A 16,719-nucleotide genomic window follows, 5' to 3' on the forward strand; every position below is an offset into this window, starting at 1 on the left:
GTTGAGGGGATAAAATGAAATTTGATATTCTAGCCATTCACCTCAAAAGTCACATTCCATTCTTCTATGAGTTTGACAGTTTTGGAAAATTCTTTATGTAATGGATTGATTAGCAAGTTGTGCTCTAGTGGATAACTGTTAAGAGGAATTCTAACTGATGGGATTTTTAATGTCGGCGAAATCATCCCTTTCGCCCAAGCGGTTCCAAACTCCTGAGTGGATCGGGGATAGGGCCTGTTTTTCCAGTCAGGAGGCAGAAAGTCAGCGTCCAATTCGGGGATTACGCCCGTCACTTCTATCACAGCCAACTTCCATTTACTCTGAGTTACTACCGGTCCTTTTATACTTAGTAGTTCCAGAAAATTGAGGGAGCTCATGGCGCAGGAATAGATCATTGGTGTGCCGAATTGATTCCATCTTCCAGGACCTAATCCATAGCCTAAGCTTTCCCTTCCGGGCAAATTTTCCATAAGCCGGAAATACCTCATCTTAAAGGATATTGCCCCAAGATATCGCTTCCAAAGCCTGATCGACCAAGGTGATCTGATATGGATTCTTGAGTAGGGTCGCAGGCTTCTGATCTCCAAGAGCAGTATTGGGAGTATGAAGCCACTGAGAAAGAAGCTCCTCGGAGCCGAAAATACGGACACCCTTTGCAATGATCTGATCCATTTCTAAAAGATTTTTAGTGAGGGACTTACTTAGCTTTCTATCTTCCTTTTTCCAACGAAAAAGTGTACTCGGATCTACTTCCATCACTTCAGCAATGTCATGTGTGGTGAAATCCAAATAGTCAAAAAATGGACTAGTCTCATGAAAGTCCAAAACTGCTCCATAGGGCTCTCTCGGCTCATTGACTACAGATAAGGAATTTTTGAAGAAATGATAGGGACGAACCCCTGTCTCAATTACTTCAGGATTTTGGTCTGAAAAGCGAATTTTCCATGTCTGGCTCATAGTTCCATCTATTTATCACCAATTTACAAATAAAATTCTTATTTGCAAGTTTGCTTTATCCTTTTTGCAATAATTTACTTCATTTTCCTTGTGATGTCATCCACTATTGCAGCGGCATGGCTGATACTGTTTTCGATAAAAAACTCTCTGGTATTTAATCCTCCGCACACGACACCTGCCAAATAGACCCCCGGCACGTTTGATTCCTGATTGGTTTGATCATAGCAAGGTTGGCGCTTTTCGTCCAAACTCATCTCTACTCCCAGCTGATCCAAAAGTGAAAAATTGGGTTTGTATCCTGTCATTGCCAAAACCCAATCATTTGCAATGGTCACATCCCCACTTGGTGTAGCAATGACCACCTCATGTTCTAGGATTTCTTTTACTTTGGATTGGGTGTATGCAGTGATAGAACCTTCTTTAATTCGATTCATGATATCAGGTCTAACCCAGTATTTAACATTTTCATCAACCTCATCTCGGAGCAAAACCATACTGACTTCCGCTCCTTTTCTCCAAGTTTCCAAAGCAGCATCCACAGCCGAGTTTGCACCACCCACCACAAGAACTTTTTGATTGATAAACGGCCAGGGTTCCTTGTAGTAATGGAGCACTTTTTGGAGATTTTCTCCCGGGACATTCATTAAGTTGGGCAAATCATAAAAACCTGTCGCAAGGACAATTTTCTTCGTTTCGTAACTCCCTTTGGACGTTTTTATTGAAAATGAATCTTCATTTTTAGTCAAAGTCTGGACACTCTCATAGAGATTCACCTTCAACTTGTAGTGGAAAAAAACCCTTCGATAATATTCCAAAGCCTCTGTCCGAGTGGGTTTTGCGGCTACAGACATGAATGGAATGTTTGCCATTTCCAGTCGATCAGAGGTGGAAAAAAATGTCATATTAATGGGATAATTAAAAATCGAGTTGGTCAAAGCTCCTTTTTCCAAAATCAAATAATCCAACCTTGCTTTCTGCGCCTCGATTCCGCAGGCGAGTCCAATTGGTCCCCCTCCAATGATGATCAGGTCATGTAACTTTTCCATTTGTAGTCTTAGTTTAAATACTTATTTGCTGATCCGAAAATGAAGTTGGATCCCAATTAAAAGTCCGTTCTGTGATTGTTGTTTTTCCTTGGCGGTTTACGATTACACCTGATGCCGAAACTGTACCATAATTTGGCGGTAGTCGGATCAATTGTGCTGAGAGACCAATTTCCATTTCCTCAGAAGCTCCTGTTTTCGGTAAGTTTTCAATCGAGTGAGTTTCTGTTGACTTCAGAATATTCAATAGCTTTTCTTCTGATATTTTCTCAGAAATCACTTTAGATAACTGTGCTTTTGCCAATTCTACTTTCGGCCAAGGTTCATTGATCAATCCATTGCTTAAGCCGTAAATTCCCGGTTGGATTTCATCAATTTCATCCTTGTAGTTGCTTAGGTAGAAGAGTCTTTCACCATCAGAAACCAATAAATTGAAGCCTTCATAAAGATTCTTATTTTTGAATATACCTTCCAAATACTGTTTTGGACCTTCTTCGCCCTCCAGAAAATTTTGAACCAATTTTCCTCGACTGATTTCTCCTCGCTGGGGTCTGTTGAAATCCCTGTAATTTGTCAGTAAGGCCCATTTTCCATCGGGGTGAAAGCCCATCCAAGTGCCCCCACCTCGGAGATCTTTGCCAGCTATTATGCCGGAATCCCATTGATGCAGAGACTGCGTTGGGCGGTCAAAAAACTCATCCCGATTGGCACTGATGATGAGTGGATATTCGGAATGATTCTTCCAAGAAAAAGCGACTAAACACATTTTTTAAAGGTATAAAAAAGGGGCTGTTTTTTGGACAGCCCCTTTGAGTGAATTAACTAACTTCCGCCTCTTTGAGACTCGGGTAATCTGTATAACCTTTTTCCCCCGGGGTATAAAAGGTGTCCTTATCCCAATCCGCCAATGGTGCATTCTGGGCAAATCTTTCCGGTAAATCAGGATTGGAAATGAACGGTTTCCCAAACGCAACTGCATCAGCAAATCCTTCCTCGATGACCTTATTTCCTTTTTCCTGATCAAATTCACTGTTAATTACCAAAGTGCCTTTGAAGATCGGTCTGTATCTTTTTGCAATATGTTGCTCCGCAAATGGTATTTCGCTCACATCTGTAAATGGCTCAGAGAGATGAAGGTAAGCAAGATCATAATCATTCAATTTATTGATGATATAGTCAAAAGTCGGGATGGTATCCTCGTCCATGGTCATTCCAAAAACACCGTTTAATGAGGGATTAAGTCGTAAACCGATTCTGTTTTCGGGCATCACTTCCTTGATCGCATCGATTACATCAAACAAGATTCTGGATTTGTTTTCAATGCTTCCACCATATTCGTCAGTTCTGAAATTAGAAGTTCCATTGAAAAACTGGTGAAACAAATAGCCATTGGATGAGTGAATTTCCACTCCGTCAAGCCCAGCTTCCATCGCGTTTTTTGCTGCGTTTTTGAAGTCTTGGATAGTTGCTTTGATTTCTTCCAAAGTCATCTCTTTGGCGTCAACAGTTTCTTTGAAACCCTCGGGCGTGTAAGATTTTGAATTTGGATTGGTAGCAGAAGCCGAAAGAGGTAATTCGCCATTATGAAAATCCGGATGCGACATTCGACCCACATGCCAAAGTTGGATAAAAATGTGTCCTCCTTCTTCATGGACGGCTTTAGTGACACCTTTCCAAGCTTCAGTTTGTGCCTTAGAATAGATCCCGGGAGTATTGATGTACCCAACTGCCTGCGGCGAAACCTGCGACCCTTCTGTGATAATTAGTCCGGCAGAAGCCCTCTGTCTGTAGTATTCCTCGTGTAGTTCAAAAACTTTGTTCTCTGAATTGGCAGCTCGGCTTCTAGTCATAGGCGCCATCCATACCCGGTTTTTCAATGTCAAATCGCCTACTTCAAGAGACTTTAAAAGTGCCTGTTTGATTTTCATAAATAATGTTGGTTTTAAATTTTCTAATGCGTGTATATACAACTAACTCAGTTTAATGATAGTTCAGAATAAAAAAAGATTATGTATTTTGAATTGATTTTAGTTTAAAAACAATGAACCCAACCCTGATTTTGATTACCGGTGCTGATAGCGGCATTGGGTTGAATTTGGCAAATGCACTTTACCAAAAAGACATTTCTTTGCTTCTTATAGACTTGGAAACATCGGGGCTTCATGAAAAATTTGAGAGTATATCCTCAGTTCAAATTTTAACAGGAGATACCTCAAAATCAGAAACCTGGTTTCAGGCAATTGAAATTGCAAAAAGCTTAGGATCTCCTATTTCCCACTTGATCAATTGCGCGGGAGTAATTCGACCTGGATTTGTTGCTGAATATGAGTTAAGTGACATCGATTTTCATTTGGATGTAAACACCAAAGGAACAATTCTAGGAACTACAATCATCGGAAAAGAGATGAAGCTTCAAGAGTTTGGCCACATTATAAATATTGCATCACTCGCAGGAATTGCGCCTGTCTCAGGCTTAAGCTTGTACACAGCATCCAAATTTGCTGTGCGAGGATTTTCATTGGCAGCGTCGGCTGAGTTTCGTGAGTATGGCGTTGAAATTTCAGTTGTTTGTCCGGATTTGGTCAATACTCCCATGCTGAGTGCCCAATTGGAATTTCCCGAAGAGTCAAAACTTTCTTTTAGTGGACCAAAGAAAATTCTTCAACCTGAGGACATCACAAAAGTGATTCTAGAATTGATGGAAAAGCCCAAGCCTATGGTCTGTATTCCCGAGTCTAGAGGATTTCTTGCTAAAATCGCCGGTGCTTGGCCAAAGATAGGAGAGCTTTTCCGTAAATCACTGGAGTCAAAAGGCCGAAAAGCCATTCAGAAATTAAAGTAGTCGACAGAAAATCAGGGCTTAACATTTTTTAATACGATAAAAATCGTACTTTTTTTGAAATTACGATTTCCTTCGTATATCTTTGGTACGAAAGTAATCGTAGATATAGCCATGAGCAAACCAACTGAATCGGAATTAGAAATTTTATCCCTGCTTTGGGAGCTTAAGGAATCCAGTGTTCGGCAGATCCATGAGCGATTGGCTGAGACCAAAGACACCGGATATACCACCACACTAAAGACTATGCAAATCATGCATGCCAAAGGGATGGTCACTCGAGACGAGGAAAACCGATCACATATTTATCGGCCAACGACTAATCAGCAAGAGACGCAAAAGTCATTGTTAAAAAACCTGATGAGCACGGCCTTCGGCGGATCCTCCAAAAAATTGGTCATGCAAGCTTTGGGACAGGACAACCCTTCAAAGGATGAAATCGATGAAATTCGGGCATTTCTTGACCAACTTGAAAACAAATAGCTATGGAATTCTTGAATAACTGGATATCCGAAAGTCTGTTAAAAGCACTGGGATGGACTTTGGTTCATTCTATTTGGCAACTTATTTTAATTGCAGCGGTACTTTGGATTGTTTTGAAGCTAGCACATCGAGCCGCACCTTCACTCAAATATGGATTGACAGCTGGTGCTTTGGTTATATCTTTTGTAGCAGGTTTGAGTACTTTTCTCTATGAAATAGATTATGAAAGAGCCGCGGTGAATATTTTTCAGGCCGGCGATCATGAAGCTTTTCTTCAAAATCAGCCAGCTATCCATGCCGATGCAGAACTTGAGTTTAGTATTCAGAAAGCCACACTCTGGATTGATCAAAATTTGTCCCTTTTGGTCAACTTCTGGTTTCTCGGGGTACTCCTTTTCTTGTTTCGGCTTGTAAACAGCCTTTCGGAAATTCGCAGTCTTCGAAAATCATCCAGTCTAGTCACAGATTTCCAACTCGAAAAAATCCTCCATCGATTGGCCGGAAAAATGGGGATTAGACCCAATGTTCAGCTGAGAACAACTGATTCAGGAATTTCGCCTTTGACATTCGATACTTTCAAACCTATTATTCTCCTTCCCGCAGGCTTACTTCTTCACCTTTCTCCAGCTCAACTTGAGGCAATTATCGCTCACGAACTCGCTCATGTGAAGCGAAACGACTATCTGGTCAATCTTATGCTTTCAAGTTTAGAAGTGATATTCTTCTTCCATCCATGTTATTGGTGGATGAATAGTACCTTGAAAGAATTGCGTGAGAATGCTGCAGATGACCTAGTCATGAAAGCTGGAATCGAACCCAAAAATCTGGCTACTAGCTTAGCAGAGGTACTCAATTTTGCGAAGCAAAATCCTCCGGAACTAGCCTTAGCAGCTGGGAAAAAACGAAATCCAACTCTACAAAGAATCAAGCGAATGCTTGGTTACCCCGCCCAAAACTATCCTCAAAACCCTATTATTTCTATCCCTATGTTACTTACACTTCTCCTAAGTGCAGGCTTGATAGCCAGTGCAAAACAAGATACGCCTAAGCCAATGGTTCCGGTAGCTCCCATTTCTATAGAAGCAACAGCTGACGCTATGGATGCTATTGTTTCAATTGCCGGAGATACTACGATCATTAAAAAATCTGCAATTCCAGAAAGTCCAAATTCTTACCATTTTGGGAAAAACGTAATGGTTTTCTCTGGTGAAGGGTATTCCTACAGAATTTCTGGAGACACGTTAATTTCAGACAAGGATACCATAATCATTTCAGGAAAAACAAAAGTTGCTTTTGAAAAACTCCGAGAGTTTAACAGTGCTTCAATGCCGAAATTTGACATCCCGATTGCGCCAATGGTCCCAATGGAATTTGAAATGGCACCACTTCCGGATTTTGATGAGATGATTCCATTCGACGCTGAAATTTTTGCGATGGAGCCAATGATTCCTATGGTACCCTTTGATCTTGCCATGATGCCTCCTATGCCACCAATGATGTTTTCTTCGGATACTTCTAAAATGGCCAAAGAAGACCAATTAAAATGGTCTAAAGATTTGGCTGAGAAGTCCAAAGAGTGGGCAAAATTAGCCGAAGTAAAAGCTGAGGAATGGTCTAAACGTTCTGAAGAATGGGCCGCAAAATGGAAAGCAGGAGAAGCTGAACGTTCTGCGAAAATTGAAGCTTGGAAAAAAGAATTTGAACCTAAAATGAAAGAGTTCGAACAGAAAATGAAAGAATGGCAATCGGCTCAAGAACCTAAAATGAAAGAGTTTGAGCAAAAGATGAAAGAATGGGAAGCGACCCAAAAACCCAAAATGGAGGAGTTCCAGAAAAAGATGGAAATCTGGCAAAAAGAACACGAAGCCAAGCTCCAGGAATTCCAAAAACTTATTCAAAGCGAACTTAAAAAAGGGGATAATAATTAATCCGTTAATATAATTGTGTGTTAATGCTTTTCAAAAAGACTTGCCCAATGGGCAGGTCTTTTTTTATTTTAAGGAAGTTTGTTTTATGAAAATCTCCCGCTTTTCTTCTCGAAAGAGAAATTTATGGGATTTTCCCCCACTTTTTTACCAATCCTTGATTCGCCTGCTTTCCCGGATGGCCATCTAATGCAAAAATCACTGTTTTAAGCCCGAAATGGGGAATTTATATACACAATGGGGAAGGCCTTAACGCCTTGAGTATCAATAAAAATTTCTTTGATTTTTTATTAAAAATATTGGCTTGGATGAAACTTTTGGCTACTTTTAATTCAAAGTGGTAAAAAGTGGGAGAAAGTGGGAGAAAGTGAATATCATTTTACTACTTTTGTTTTTACTACGAACTCAATAAAATAAAGAGTCAAGCAATGTTCAATGGTCAATATGATTGTAAGCTGGATCCCAAAGGGCGTCTGGTGTTGCCTTCCAAAATAAAGGGAGCAATACCTGAGTCCAATGGCACTGCGCTTATGCTTCAGATGGCTGCGGACAAATGTCTGAAGCTCTATCCACTAGTTGAGTTTCGCAAATTGGAAAGTCAAGTGAATGCACTTTCGGATCACAACGAGGAGACTCGTCGATTAAAGCGATCCTTTTTCACCCGAATCACAGAAGTTGAATTGGACAGTGCAGGGCGTTTTTTGATACCAAAAACTTTCCAAGAGTATGCCGGGCTGGACAAAGACGTGATTCTAATCGGATTGGGAAGCAAAATAGAACTGTGGAGTGCTGACCGAATCAAGGGTAACCTCATCGATGACGATGCGGAAATGTCACAACAGATGGAAAAACATCTCTCCTGACGCCATGACAACATCAGCTTACCATATCCCAGTGATGCTCACCCAATGCATTGAAGGCTTGGCTATAGATCCCAATGGAACTTATGTCGATGTCACTTTTGGTGGAGGCGGGCATTCGAGAGAAATCTTGAAGCAGTTGGATAAAGGGCATCTCTACGGGTTTGATCAGGATGAAGACGCTTTGGCAAATGCGCCTCAGGACGAGCGATTCACATTTGTACAGGCCAATTTCAGAGATATCAAGCGATATCTCAGATTGTACGGAGTGAAACAGGTAGATGGGATTTTAGCTGATTTGGGTATTTCCTCTCATCAGATCGATGTGCCAGGACGGGGGTTTTCGACAAGATTCAGTGGTGAATTGGACATGCGAATGAATCAATCCGCTGACCTAAGCGCCAAAGAGGTCCTGAATACATACGATGAAGGAAGTCTTCACAAGATTCTTGGAATCTACGGTGAAGTGAAAAATGCAAAGACTTTGGCTCAAGCCATTGTCTCCGAACGAGCTCAGACTCCTTTCGAAACGACGGAGGGATTTACCGCATTTCTGAAACGATTTGCACCGAGAGGTAAGGACTTTAAATATTATGCGCAGGTTTTTCAGGCGCTGAGAATCGAAGTCAACGATGAGATTGGTGCCTTAGAAGAATTTCTTCTTAGTGCGATTGAACTTCTCAAGCCTGAAGGAAGGCTGGTAGTGATGAGCTACCACAGCTTGGAAGATCGCTTGGTGAAGAATCTGATTGCAAAAGGAAAATTTCAGGGAGAAGTAGAAAAGGACTTCTACGGAAACCTGATCAGACCCTTGGAACCGATAAGCAGAGGATCAGTGGTTGCAGATGAAGTGGAAGTAGCTGCCAATCCAAGGGCTCGTAGTGCAAAATTGAGAATAGCGAAAAAGACAGAAAAATGAGTCAGAACACATTTAAGAAAAAGCTGAAGGTCGGGAACGCTCCGAAAGGAGGTCCTCGGAAGACCCTTTTTACTTGGATGGAAGAAAAGTTCGACGTCAAAGGAATTCTGGGTGAAGGTGTGCCTGTACAATTAGTGCCCCCAGTTGGCTTTCTGGTTTTGCTGGCACTGATCTACATCTTCAGCAATCACAGAGCTGAGAGTATGGTCCGAAAAATCGAAAAAGCTCAGCAAGAAGTGGAAGACCTCCGTGCCGATGTCACCACGCTCGAAGCCGAATATATGCAAAGCAGCATGCAGTCAGAAGTGGCCAAGCGGGTTGCCAAGCTTGATATCTATGAATTGAATCAACCGCCAATCAAAATAGTGGTAGAAAAGTGAATATAAAACGCTCCATAGTGCTCCGAGTAAGGGTGGTCTTCATCCTGGTTGCTTTGGTTGCCTGCGCGATCCCATACAAGATCGCCGTAGTGCAAGTGAAGGAGGGAGAGAAGTGGAGAGCAAAAGCTGAGCAAGTCAACTTTCAGTATCGAGAAGTTCCGGCTACCCGAGGAAATATCTATGCCACCGACGGAAGCCTTTTGGCTACGAGTTTACCTTTCTATAGAGTAGCGATAGATCCTACAATGGCAAAAGACTCCAGATTCAAATCCGGAATCGATTCATTGGCCAGAAACCTTTCTATTTTCTATAAAGATAAGTCTGCCACCGCATATAAGCGGATGATTCAGGATGCCCGAGGAGACAAGAAGCGTTTCCTCATTCTTAATCGCCAACAGATCGGGTATCAGGACATGCAAAAAATGACCGAATGGCCGATTTTCAGAGATGGTCGCTTAGGTGGAGGAGTAATTTTCGAAAAAGTAGAAAAGCGATACCGACCGTTTAATTCCCTTGCCAGCAGAACTGTTGGCTTTTTGAATGAAGATGACTATGGCGCAGGAATCGAATACAGCTTTAATAACTACCTAAAAGGAAAAGACGGCAAGGCACTTTTTCAGCGTCTCGCTGGAGGTATTTGGAAACCTGTTTTTGATGCGGAAGATATTAAGCCAGACAATGGCCTTGATGTCTTCACCACCTTGGATGTGAACATTCAAGATGTTGCGGAGACCGCTCTGCGAAGACAATTGACTGATCGAAATGCCGCTTTTGGTTCTGTGGTCGTCATGGAAGTAAAGACTGGACACGTCAAAGCGATGTCTAATCTGCAGCGAAATAAAAATGGGGTTGGCTACTCGGAAAGTTACAACTATGCGGTAGGAGATATCGGCAATACGGAGCCCGGATCAACTTTCAAATTGATCTCAATGCTTGCGCTTTTGGAAGAAAACAAAGTCAGCCTCAACGAAAAAATCGAAACCGGAAACGGTGCCCATAGATTCTACAATCAGACGATGTACGATGCCAAAAACGGTGGCTACGGTACAATTACGATTCGGGAAGCATTCGAAAAATCATCAAACGTCGCCATTTCCAAATTGGTGGACATGCACTTCGGTTCCAGTCCGTCCAAGTTTATGGCTTATATGGAAAAGGCCGGAATTGCCCAGCCCCTAGACCTTCAGCTTTCTGGTGAAGGCAAGCCGTTTTTCAAAAAACCTGGGACAAAAACTTGGTATGGAACATCGCTCCCTTGGATATCCATCGGGTACGAATCCAAACTCAATCCAATTCATACCCTTGCACTTTACAATGCTGTAGCAAACAATGGCGTGATGATGAAGCCGCTTTTTGTGAAGGCGGTAGGAAGAGGAAATACCTTGATAGAGACCTTTGAACCGCAGGTTTTGCGCAAGCAAATCGCCTCAGAAAAAACCGTGAAACAACTTCAGGAGCTTTTGGAAGGCGTTGTCACGAGAGGGACTGCCAGAAATATCAAGAATGAAAACTATCGGATAGCGGGCAAAACCGGAACAGCTCAGAAAATTGTCAACGGTCGATACACCGAAACTTACTATACCAGCTTTGCGGGATATTTTCCGGCAGATCGTCCAAAGTACAGCATGATTGTGGTGATCGATAGTCCGAGTGGCATTGCAGCTTATGGGGGGGATGTATCTGCCCCTGTTTTCAAAGAAATAGCTGATCGGATTTACGCGCTGGACATGGAATTGAATCCAGTGGATCAATCCAAAATTTTCTTGGCAGCGAATCAAACCGGCAAAATGCCTTTCATCTCTTCAGGGAAAGGTGAGGAGCTACAGGGGATTTTGAATGTGTTGGGAGTGGCCGCAAAAAGCCCATCGGTTGAAGATTGGGTCAAATCTTCATTGGTAGCTGAGCAAGTTCAATTACAAATAAATGATACCGAAAAACCGGTGGTACCTGATGTCTCAGGCATGCCACTTCGCGATGCGCTTTTTGTCCTTGAAAACAAAGGCCTTAAAGTTAACTACAAAGGCAAAGGTCGAGTGATCGAGCAATCTATCTCTCCAGGAACTCAACTTGCCCCAAATGCAACAATTAATCTAGTCTTAGGATGAAAATACTCAAAGACATATTATATAAGGTATCGCTAACCTCGACCATCGGAGACATGGATAGAGGGGTGAGCGGTGTTGTCTTTGATAGCAGGAAAGTGGAGGAGGCTAGTGTATTTGTCGCTATGGCAGGTACACAAGTAGACGGGCATGAATTCATTGCTACTGCACTTGACAAAGGAGCAACAGTGATTGTCTGCGAAAAACTTCCTGAAGTCATCATCGAAGGCATCACCTATGTTCAGGTGGTCAGTTCAGCCAAAGCATTGGGGATCATCGCTTCCAATTTCTTTGATAATCCTTCGGAAAAGATCAAAGTAGTCGGCGTGACGGGCACCAATGGTAAGACAACAACGGTGACCCTTTTGCATCAACTTTTTGTAGCGATGGGTTACAGTACCGGATTGCTTTCTACAGTAGAAAATAAAATTAATGAGCAGGTAATTCCAGCTACCCACACTACTCCGGATGCGGTGAGTGTACAAGTTTTGCTTCGCAAAATGGTGGATGAAGGCTGCACCCATTGCTTCATGGAGGTAAGCTCTCATGCGATCGTTCAGGAGCGAATTGCAGGATTGAAGCTTGCCGGGGCTGTCTTTACCAATATCACACACGATCATCTGGACTATCATGGGACATTTGATGAGTACATCAAAGCTAAAAAGAAGCTGTTTGACGAATTACCAAAAGATGCTTTTGCACTTGTAAATGGAGATGACAGACGTGGGTCTGTGATGATTCAAAATAGCAAGGCGACGCACCACACTTTTGCGCTCAAGTCTTCAGCTGATTTCAAAGCTAAAATCATTTCCAACACCCTCGAAGGTCTGGAATTGGATATCAACAATAAGCTGATATGGTTCCGAATGATTGGTGCATTCAATGCTTACAATTTGCTAGGAGCGCTTGGTGTAGCTGTGCTTCTTGGAGAAGACGAAGATGAGGTGCTTCGGACATTATCTGCCATAAGAGGAGCTAAAGGTAGATTCGATCGCATTTCCATCGGCGGAATCATCGCTATCGTGGATTACGCGCACACGCCCGATGCTTTGGACAATGTTTTGAAAACAATAAATGGAGTTCGAACAGGCATTGAGCAACTGATCACTGTAGTCGGTTGTGGAGGCAATCGAGACAAAACCAAACGCCCCATCATGGCGAAGTTGGCAGTGAGCGAAAGTAACAAGGCCATTTTCACCTCGGACAATCCCCGATTTGAAGACCCAATGGAAATCCTTCGGGAAATGCAAGCAGGTGTAGGTCCATCTGAAGTGAGGAAAACCTTAACCATAGAAGATCGCAGAGAGGCAATCAAAACGGCTGTGATGCTTTCCCAAAAAGGTGATATCATCCTGATTGCAGGAAAAGGTCATGAAGATTACCAAGAAATCAAAGGCGTAAAACATCACTTCGATGACGCGGAAGTAGTAACAGAAATCTTAGAACAACTGACAAAAAACTAATATGCTTTACCCCATTTTTGACTACTTAGATCGAGTATTGGACATCCCGGGAACGGGTGTGTTTCGCTATATCTCGTTCCGTGCGGGAATGGCTGCCGTTTTTTCATTAATTATCACGATCACTTTTGGAGAAGCCATCATCAACTGGATCCGAAGAAAGCAAATCGGAGAGACCGTCCGTGATTTAGGTTTGGAAGGTCAGGCGCAGAAAAAAGGAACACCTACTATGGGTGGTTTGATGATGATTGCGGCGATCTTGATCCCGACGCTTCTATTCGCTAATCTGAACAATGTGTACATCATCCTTTTGCTGATTTCCACGGTTTGGTTGGGATTGATCGGCTTCCTGGATGATTACATTAAAGTCTTCCGCAAAAACAAAGACGGACTCAAAGGTCGATTCAAAATCGTCGGTCAGATCGGAATTGGAATTATCGTCGGAGCGACTCTTTATTATAATGATGATGTAGTAATTCGTAAGTTTTCGACTCCGGTTTCTATCGAGGAGGGCATTGTTGAGACTCCGTCATTTCAAGATGTAAAAGCACTCAGGACCACCATTCCTTTCTTCAAAAACAACGAATTGGATTATGAGGTAATGCTTGGATTCCTTGGAGAATCGATGGTTCCGGTTCTATACATTCTGGTTGCGATTTTCATCATTACAGCCGTTTCCAATGGGGCGAATATCACCGACGGAATTGACGGTCTGGCAGCTGGAACCTCTGCAATCATCGGTCTGGCGATTGCGATTTTCGCTTATCTGAGCGGTAACGTCATCTTCTCCCAATACCTCAACATCATGTATATCCCCAACTCCGGGGAGCTCGTGATTTTTGCTTCCGCATTCATCGGTGCATGCATCGGTTTCCTTTGGTACAATGCCTATCCAGCTCAAGTTTTTATGGGAGATACGGGCTCATTGATGCTCGGGGGAGTGATTGCGGTTTTGGCTTTGACGCTTCGCAAAGAGCTCTTGATTCCTATCATTTGCGGGATCTTTTTGATCGAAAGTGTGAGTGTCATGCTCCAAGTAGGCTATTTCAAATACAGTAGAAAAAAATACGGGGAAGGACGCAGGATTTTCTTGATGTCACCTCTTCATCATCATTACCAAAAGAAAGGAATACCCGAAGCGAAGATTGTGACCCGCTTCTGGATAGTCGGCATTTTGCTGGCGGTGATATCATTGGCCACATTGAAATTGCGTTGAAATTATGAAACAAATAGCCATCCTCGGAGCCGGAGAAAGTGGATTGGGAGCAGCATTGCTCGCCAAGCGGGAAGGCTATGGGGTTTGGGTATCTGATTCAGGGATGATTTCTCCCGATCGAAAAAATGCGCTTCAAGATGCCGGAATCGGCTTTGAAGAAGGTGGACATAATGAGTCAAAGGTTCTTTCCTCTGATCTGATTATTAAGAGTCCGGGAATTCCGACCAAAGCTCCCTTGGTAAAAAGAGCAATGGAAGAAGGAATTCCGGTAGTTGACGAACTGGAATTTGCATACAGATTCAGCGCGGGTAAAGTGATCGGAATAACAGGAACCAACGGTAAAACGACCACTACACTTTTGACATATCACTTGCTTAAAGAAGCAGGCTATGATGTCGGCTTGGCAGGAAATGTAGGCCAAAGTTGGGCTTGTCAATTAGTGGATAAAGACCACGACTGGTGGGTGATTGAGGTGTCGAGCTTCCAGATTGATGGTTTTCAGACCTTCAAGCCAACTATTGGGATACTCACTAATATCACACCAGATCATCTGGATCGCTATGAATACAAGATTGAAAACTACATCCTTTCTAAAATGAGTCTATTCAAGAATATGACTTCCCGGGAAAAAGGAATTGTGTTTTCTGAGGATCCTTTGACTCAAAAGGGCTTAGAAATGAAAAAACTTAAAGCAGATCTGCATTTGATTTCTCTTTCAAAAAAGCAGGAAAAAGGCGGATACAGCGATTTGGAAACGCTGGAAATTTCTGCGAATGGAATATCAGTGAAGATTCCAGCTTCTACACTTCCGCTCAGTGGAAAGCACAATGTTTTGAACGCTCTCTTCGCAGGTTCAGCGGCGATGATTGTCGGATTGGATGAAGAACAACTGATTCAGGGCTATTCCACCTTCAAAAATGCCCCCCATCGGATGGAGCTGATTCGGGAGGTTGATGGAGTACGCTTTATCAATGACAGCAAAGGAACCAATGTCGAAGCCACTTATTACGCTTTGGGAAGTTTCACAGAGCCAATGATCTGGATAGCTGGTGGTGTGGACAAAGGCAATGATTATTCAGTGCTGAACGATCTGGTAGATATGGGTAAAGTCAAAGTTCTGATCTGCCTTAGTACAGATAACGAAAAGCTAAAAACCGCTTTCTCAGGAATTATCTCAGAAATCAGGGAAACACAGGATATCCGCCAAGCAGTGGCTTGGGGACAAGAGTTAGCGGATTTGGGAGAAGTGGTATTGCTTTCACCGGCATGTGCCAGCTTCGATTTATTCAAAAATTATGAGGACCGCGGAGCACAATTTCGCAATGCGGTTTTGGAATTAAAAGAAAAACAGAAAGCATGATTCAACTGAAGGCATGGATAGACGAGCAGTTTAAGGGCGATCCCATCATTTGGGCCATCGTGATTTTGCTGTCTTTGTTCAGCATTCTGGTAGTGTATTCTGCTACAGGTACTTTGGCCTATAAGACGGCAGGAGGTAACACCGAACTATACCTGCTTAGGCATTCCTTTTTGGTTTTTGCATCGCTATTTGTGATGTGGCTTGCGCACAAGATGCCTTATAAAAAGTATGCGCTTTATGCCCGACTCTTCATGTATTTGTCGATACCTCTTTTGGCATTTACCTACCTATTTGGCTCAAATATCAACGATGCAAATCGATGGATAACGATTCCTGTAATCAATCAGGCATTCCAGCCATCGGATTTGGCGAAGCTTTCACTGATTGCTGCATTGGCAGCTATGCTTGCCAAACGCCAAAATAGTATTAAAGACTTTACAGGCACTTTTCTTCCGATCATTTTGTCGATCGGAATCATCTGTGCATTGATCGGGATGGCCAATATGTCCACAGCGATTTTGCTTTTAATGACTTGCTTATTGATCATGTTCATTGGTAGGGTTCCTTTAAAATATCTGCTTTTGGTGATCATGGTCGGAATCATGGGCTTAACGGTTGCCGTATTTACGGGACAAAGGGGGGATACTTTTTATTCCAGAATCGAAGCATTTTGGGAATCAAAAGGAGACGAAAGCAAAATTCCTTTCCAAGCCGAGCAGTCTTATATCGCCATCGCAACCGGTGGAGTCACGGGAAAAGGGCCAGGAAATAGCGAGCAGCGAAATTCTCTTCCGCACCCTTACTCCGATTTTATCTATGCGATCATCATTGAAGAATATGGCATGGTGGGTGGAGCTACAGTCCTTTTCCTCTATCTCGCCCTGCTCTATCGAGGTATGCGAATCGTAGCCAATTCCAATAAGGCCTTCGGAGGCTTGCTTTCCGCAGGATTAAGCTTTGCGCTCGTCATTCAAGCTTTGGTCAATATGGCCGTGGCGGTTGGCTTGGGCCCGATTACAGGTTTGCCACTTCCACTCCTAAGTATGGGAGGGACCTCGTTGGTTTTCACCGGAACAGCCTTGGGAATTATTCTGAGTGTAAGTCGTGGAGATCACTCAGATGAAGTGGCACCCGCACCTGAAGTAAGAAATAGATTAAGAACAGCATAAACCCAA

The 16,719-nt window shown here is 42.9% G+C and carries 16 protein-coding genes; 11 read left to right on the forward strand and 5 right to left on the reverse strand.

Annotation, left to right across the window (positions count from 1 at the left end; translation table 11 throughout):
• Positions 1-29: 29 nt before the first annotated feature.
• The 5 genes from ACK4HU_RS09690 to ACK4HU_RS09710 form a co-directional block, all read right to left on the reverse strand.
• Positions 30-470, reverse strand: a complete 441-nt coding sequence (locus ACK4HU_RS09690; RefSeq protein WP_409806128.1) for an RES family NAD+ phosphorylase — start codon at positions 468-470, stop codon at positions 30-32.
• Between the two features lie 19 nt (positions 471-489).
• Complete coding sequence (locus ACK4HU_RS09695) at positions 490-957, reverse strand: antitoxin Xre/MbcA/ParS toxin-binding domain-containing protein (RefSeq protein ID WP_409806131.1); 468 nt, start codon at positions 955-957, stop codon at positions 490-492.
• Between the two features lie 74 nt (positions 958-1,031).
• Positions 1,032-2,003, reverse strand: coding sequence for a YpdA family putative bacillithiol disulfide reductase (locus tag ACK4HU_RS09700; RefSeq protein ID WP_409806134.1), 972 nt, complete (start codon positions 2,001-2,003; stop codon positions 1,032-1,034).
• Between the two features lie 13 nt (positions 2,004-2,016).
• Positions 2,017-2,766, reverse strand: a complete 750-nt coding sequence (locus ACK4HU_RS09705; RefSeq protein ID WP_409806137.1) for an NRDE family protein — start codon at positions 2,764-2,766, stop codon at positions 2,017-2,019.
• A gap of 52 nt (positions 2,767-2,818) precedes the next feature.
• Positions 2,819-3,928, reverse strand: a complete 1,110-nt coding sequence (locus tag ACK4HU_RS09710) for an alkene reductase (RefSeq protein WP_409806140.1) — start codon at positions 3,926-3,928, stop codon at positions 2,819-2,821.
• A gap of 113 nt (positions 3,929-4,041) precedes the next feature.
• Between ACK4HU_RS09710 and ACK4HU_RS09715 the strand changes: the two genes are divergently transcribed.
• The 11 genes from ACK4HU_RS09715 to ACK4HU_RS09765 all read left to right on the forward strand — a co-directional run bounded on the left by ACK4HU_RS09715 (position 4,042) and on the right by ACK4HU_RS09765 (position 16,713).
• Positions 4,042-4,842, forward strand: a complete 801-nt coding sequence (locus ACK4HU_RS09715) for an SDR family NAD(P)-dependent oxidoreductase (RefSeq protein ID WP_409806143.1) — start codon at positions 4,042-4,044, stop codon at positions 4,840-4,842.
• A 111-nt stretch (positions 4,843-4,953) separates the two neighbouring features.
• On the forward strand, positions 4,954-5,322 hold the full coding sequence (locus tag ACK4HU_RS09720) for a BlaI/MecI/CopY family transcriptional regulator (RefSeq protein ID WP_409806203.1): 369 nt from the start codon (positions 4,954-4,956) through the stop codon (positions 5,320-5,322).
• 2 nt (positions 5,323-5,324) lie between these two features.
• On the forward strand, positions 5,325-7,250 hold the full coding sequence (locus ACK4HU_RS09725) for a M56 family metallopeptidase (protein ID WP_409806146.1): 1,926 nt from the start codon (positions 5,325-5,327) through the stop codon (positions 7,248-7,250).
• A gap of 425 nt (positions 7,251-7,675) precedes the next feature.
• Positions 7,676-8,110, forward strand: coding sequence for a division/cell wall cluster transcriptional repressor MraZ (gene mraZ, locus ACK4HU_RS09730; protein ID WP_409806150.1), 435 nt, complete (start codon positions 7,676-7,678; stop codon positions 8,108-8,110).
• Positions 8,111-8,114: 4 nt separating this feature from the next.
• Positions 8,115-9,026, forward strand: coding sequence for a 16S rRNA (cytosine(1402)-N(4))-methyltransferase RsmH (rsmH, locus tag ACK4HU_RS09735; protein WP_409806152.1), 912 nt, complete (start codon positions 8,115-8,117; stop codon positions 9,024-9,026).
• Entirely contained in the window at positions 9,023-9,406 is a 384-nt protein-coding gene (locus ACK4HU_RS09740) for an FtsL-like putative cell division protein (RefSeq protein WP_409806154.1), read from the forward strand. Before rsmH ends, ACK4HU_RS09740 begins: the two co-directional genes overlap by 4 nt.
• Positions 9,403-11,511 (forward strand): penicillin-binding protein, encoded by a 2,109-nt coding sequence (locus tag ACK4HU_RS09745; protein ID WP_409806157.1) that lies wholly within the window; start codon positions 9,403-9,405, stop codon positions 11,509-11,511. The genes ACK4HU_RS09740 and ACK4HU_RS09745 overlap by 4 nt, the downstream gene beginning before the upstream one ends.
• Entirely contained in the window at positions 11,508-12,971 is a 1,464-nt protein-coding gene (locus tag ACK4HU_RS09750) for a UDP-N-acetylmuramoyl-L-alanyl-D-glutamate--2,6-diaminopimelate ligase (RefSeq protein WP_409806160.1), read from the forward strand. Before ACK4HU_RS09745 ends, ACK4HU_RS09750 begins: the two co-directional genes overlap by 4 nt.
• Before the next feature lies 1 nt (position 12,972).
• On the forward strand, positions 12,973-14,184 hold the full coding sequence (gene mraY, locus ACK4HU_RS09755) for a phospho-N-acetylmuramoyl-pentapeptide-transferase (RefSeq protein ID WP_409806162.1): 1,212 nt from the start codon (positions 12,973-12,975) through the stop codon (positions 14,182-14,184).
• Between the two features lie 4 nt (positions 14,185-14,188).
• Entirely contained in the window at positions 14,189-15,544 is a 1,356-nt protein-coding gene (gene murD, locus ACK4HU_RS09760) for a UDP-N-acetylmuramoyl-L-alanine--D-glutamate ligase (RefSeq protein WP_409806164.1), read from the forward strand.
• A complete protein-coding gene (locus ACK4HU_RS09765) occupies positions 15,541-16,713 on the forward strand; it encodes an FtsW/RodA/SpoVE family cell cycle protein (RefSeq protein ID WP_409806167.1) in 1,173 nt (390 codons plus the stop codon). The genes murD and ACK4HU_RS09765 overlap by 4 nt, the downstream gene beginning before the upstream one ends.
• Positions 16,714-16,719 lie beyond the last annotated feature (6 nt).

This window comes from Algoriphagus sp. (genome assembly GCF_046296635.1).
In the GTDB taxonomy this organism is placed as follows: domain Bacteria; phylum Bacteroidota; class Bacteroidia; order Cytophagales; family Cyclobacteriaceae; genus Algoriphagus.

Coding starts and splice junctions, on each gene's coding strand:
- ACK4HU_RS09690 (WP_409806128.1), bottom strand. CDS start 470: ATGGAAAATTTGCCCGGAAGGGAAAGCTTAGGCTATGGATTAGGTCCT.
- ACK4HU_RS09750 (WP_409806160.1), top strand. CDS start 11,508: ATGAAAATACTCAAAGACATATTATATAAGGTATCGCTAACCTCGACC.
- mraZ (WP_409806150.1), top strand. CDS start 7,676: ATGTTCAATGGTCAATATGATTGTAAGCTGGATCCCAAAGGGCGTCTG.
- ACK4HU_RS09715 (WP_409806143.1), top strand. CDS start 4,042: ATGAACCCAACCCTGATTTTGATTACCGGTGCTGATAGCGGCATTGGG.
- ACK4HU_RS09695 (WP_409806131.1), bottom strand. CDS start 957: ATGAGCCAGACATGGAAAATTCGCTTTTCAGACCAAAATCCTGAAGTA.
- rsmH (WP_409806152.1), top strand. CDS start 8,115: ATGACAACATCAGCTTACCATATCCCAGTGATGCTCACCCAATGCATT.
- ACK4HU_RS09720 (WP_409806203.1), top strand. CDS start 4,954: ATGAGCAAACCAACTGAATCGGAATTAGAAATTTTATCCCTGCTTTGG.
- ACK4HU_RS09765 (WP_409806167.1), top strand. CDS start 15,541: ATGATTCAACTGAAGGCATGGATAGACGAGCAGTTTAAGGGCGATCCC.
- mraY (WP_409806162.1), top strand. CDS start 12,973: ATGCTTTACCCCATTTTTGACTACTTAGATCGAGTATTGGACATCCCG.
- ACK4HU_RS09710 (WP_409806140.1), bottom strand. CDS start 3,928: ATGAAAATCAAACAGGCACTTTTAAAGTCTCTTGAAGTAGGCGATTTG.
- murD (WP_409806164.1), top strand. CDS start 14,189: ATGAAACAAATAGCCATCCTCGGAGCCGGAGAAAGTGGATTGGGAGCA.
- ACK4HU_RS09705 (WP_409806137.1), bottom strand. CDS start 2,766: ATGTGTTTAGTCGCTTTTTCTTGGAAGAATCATTCCGAATATCCACTC.
- ACK4HU_RS09725 (WP_409806146.1), top strand. CDS start 5,325: ATGGAATTCTTGAATAACTGGATATCCGAAAGTCTGTTAAAAGCACTG.
- ACK4HU_RS09740 (WP_409806154.1), top strand. CDS start 9,023: ATGAGTCAGAACACATTTAAGAAAAAGCTGAAGGTCGGGAACGCTCCG.
- ACK4HU_RS09700 (WP_409806134.1), bottom strand. CDS start 2,003: ATGGAAAAGTTACATGACCTGATCATCATTGGAGGGGGACCAATTGGA.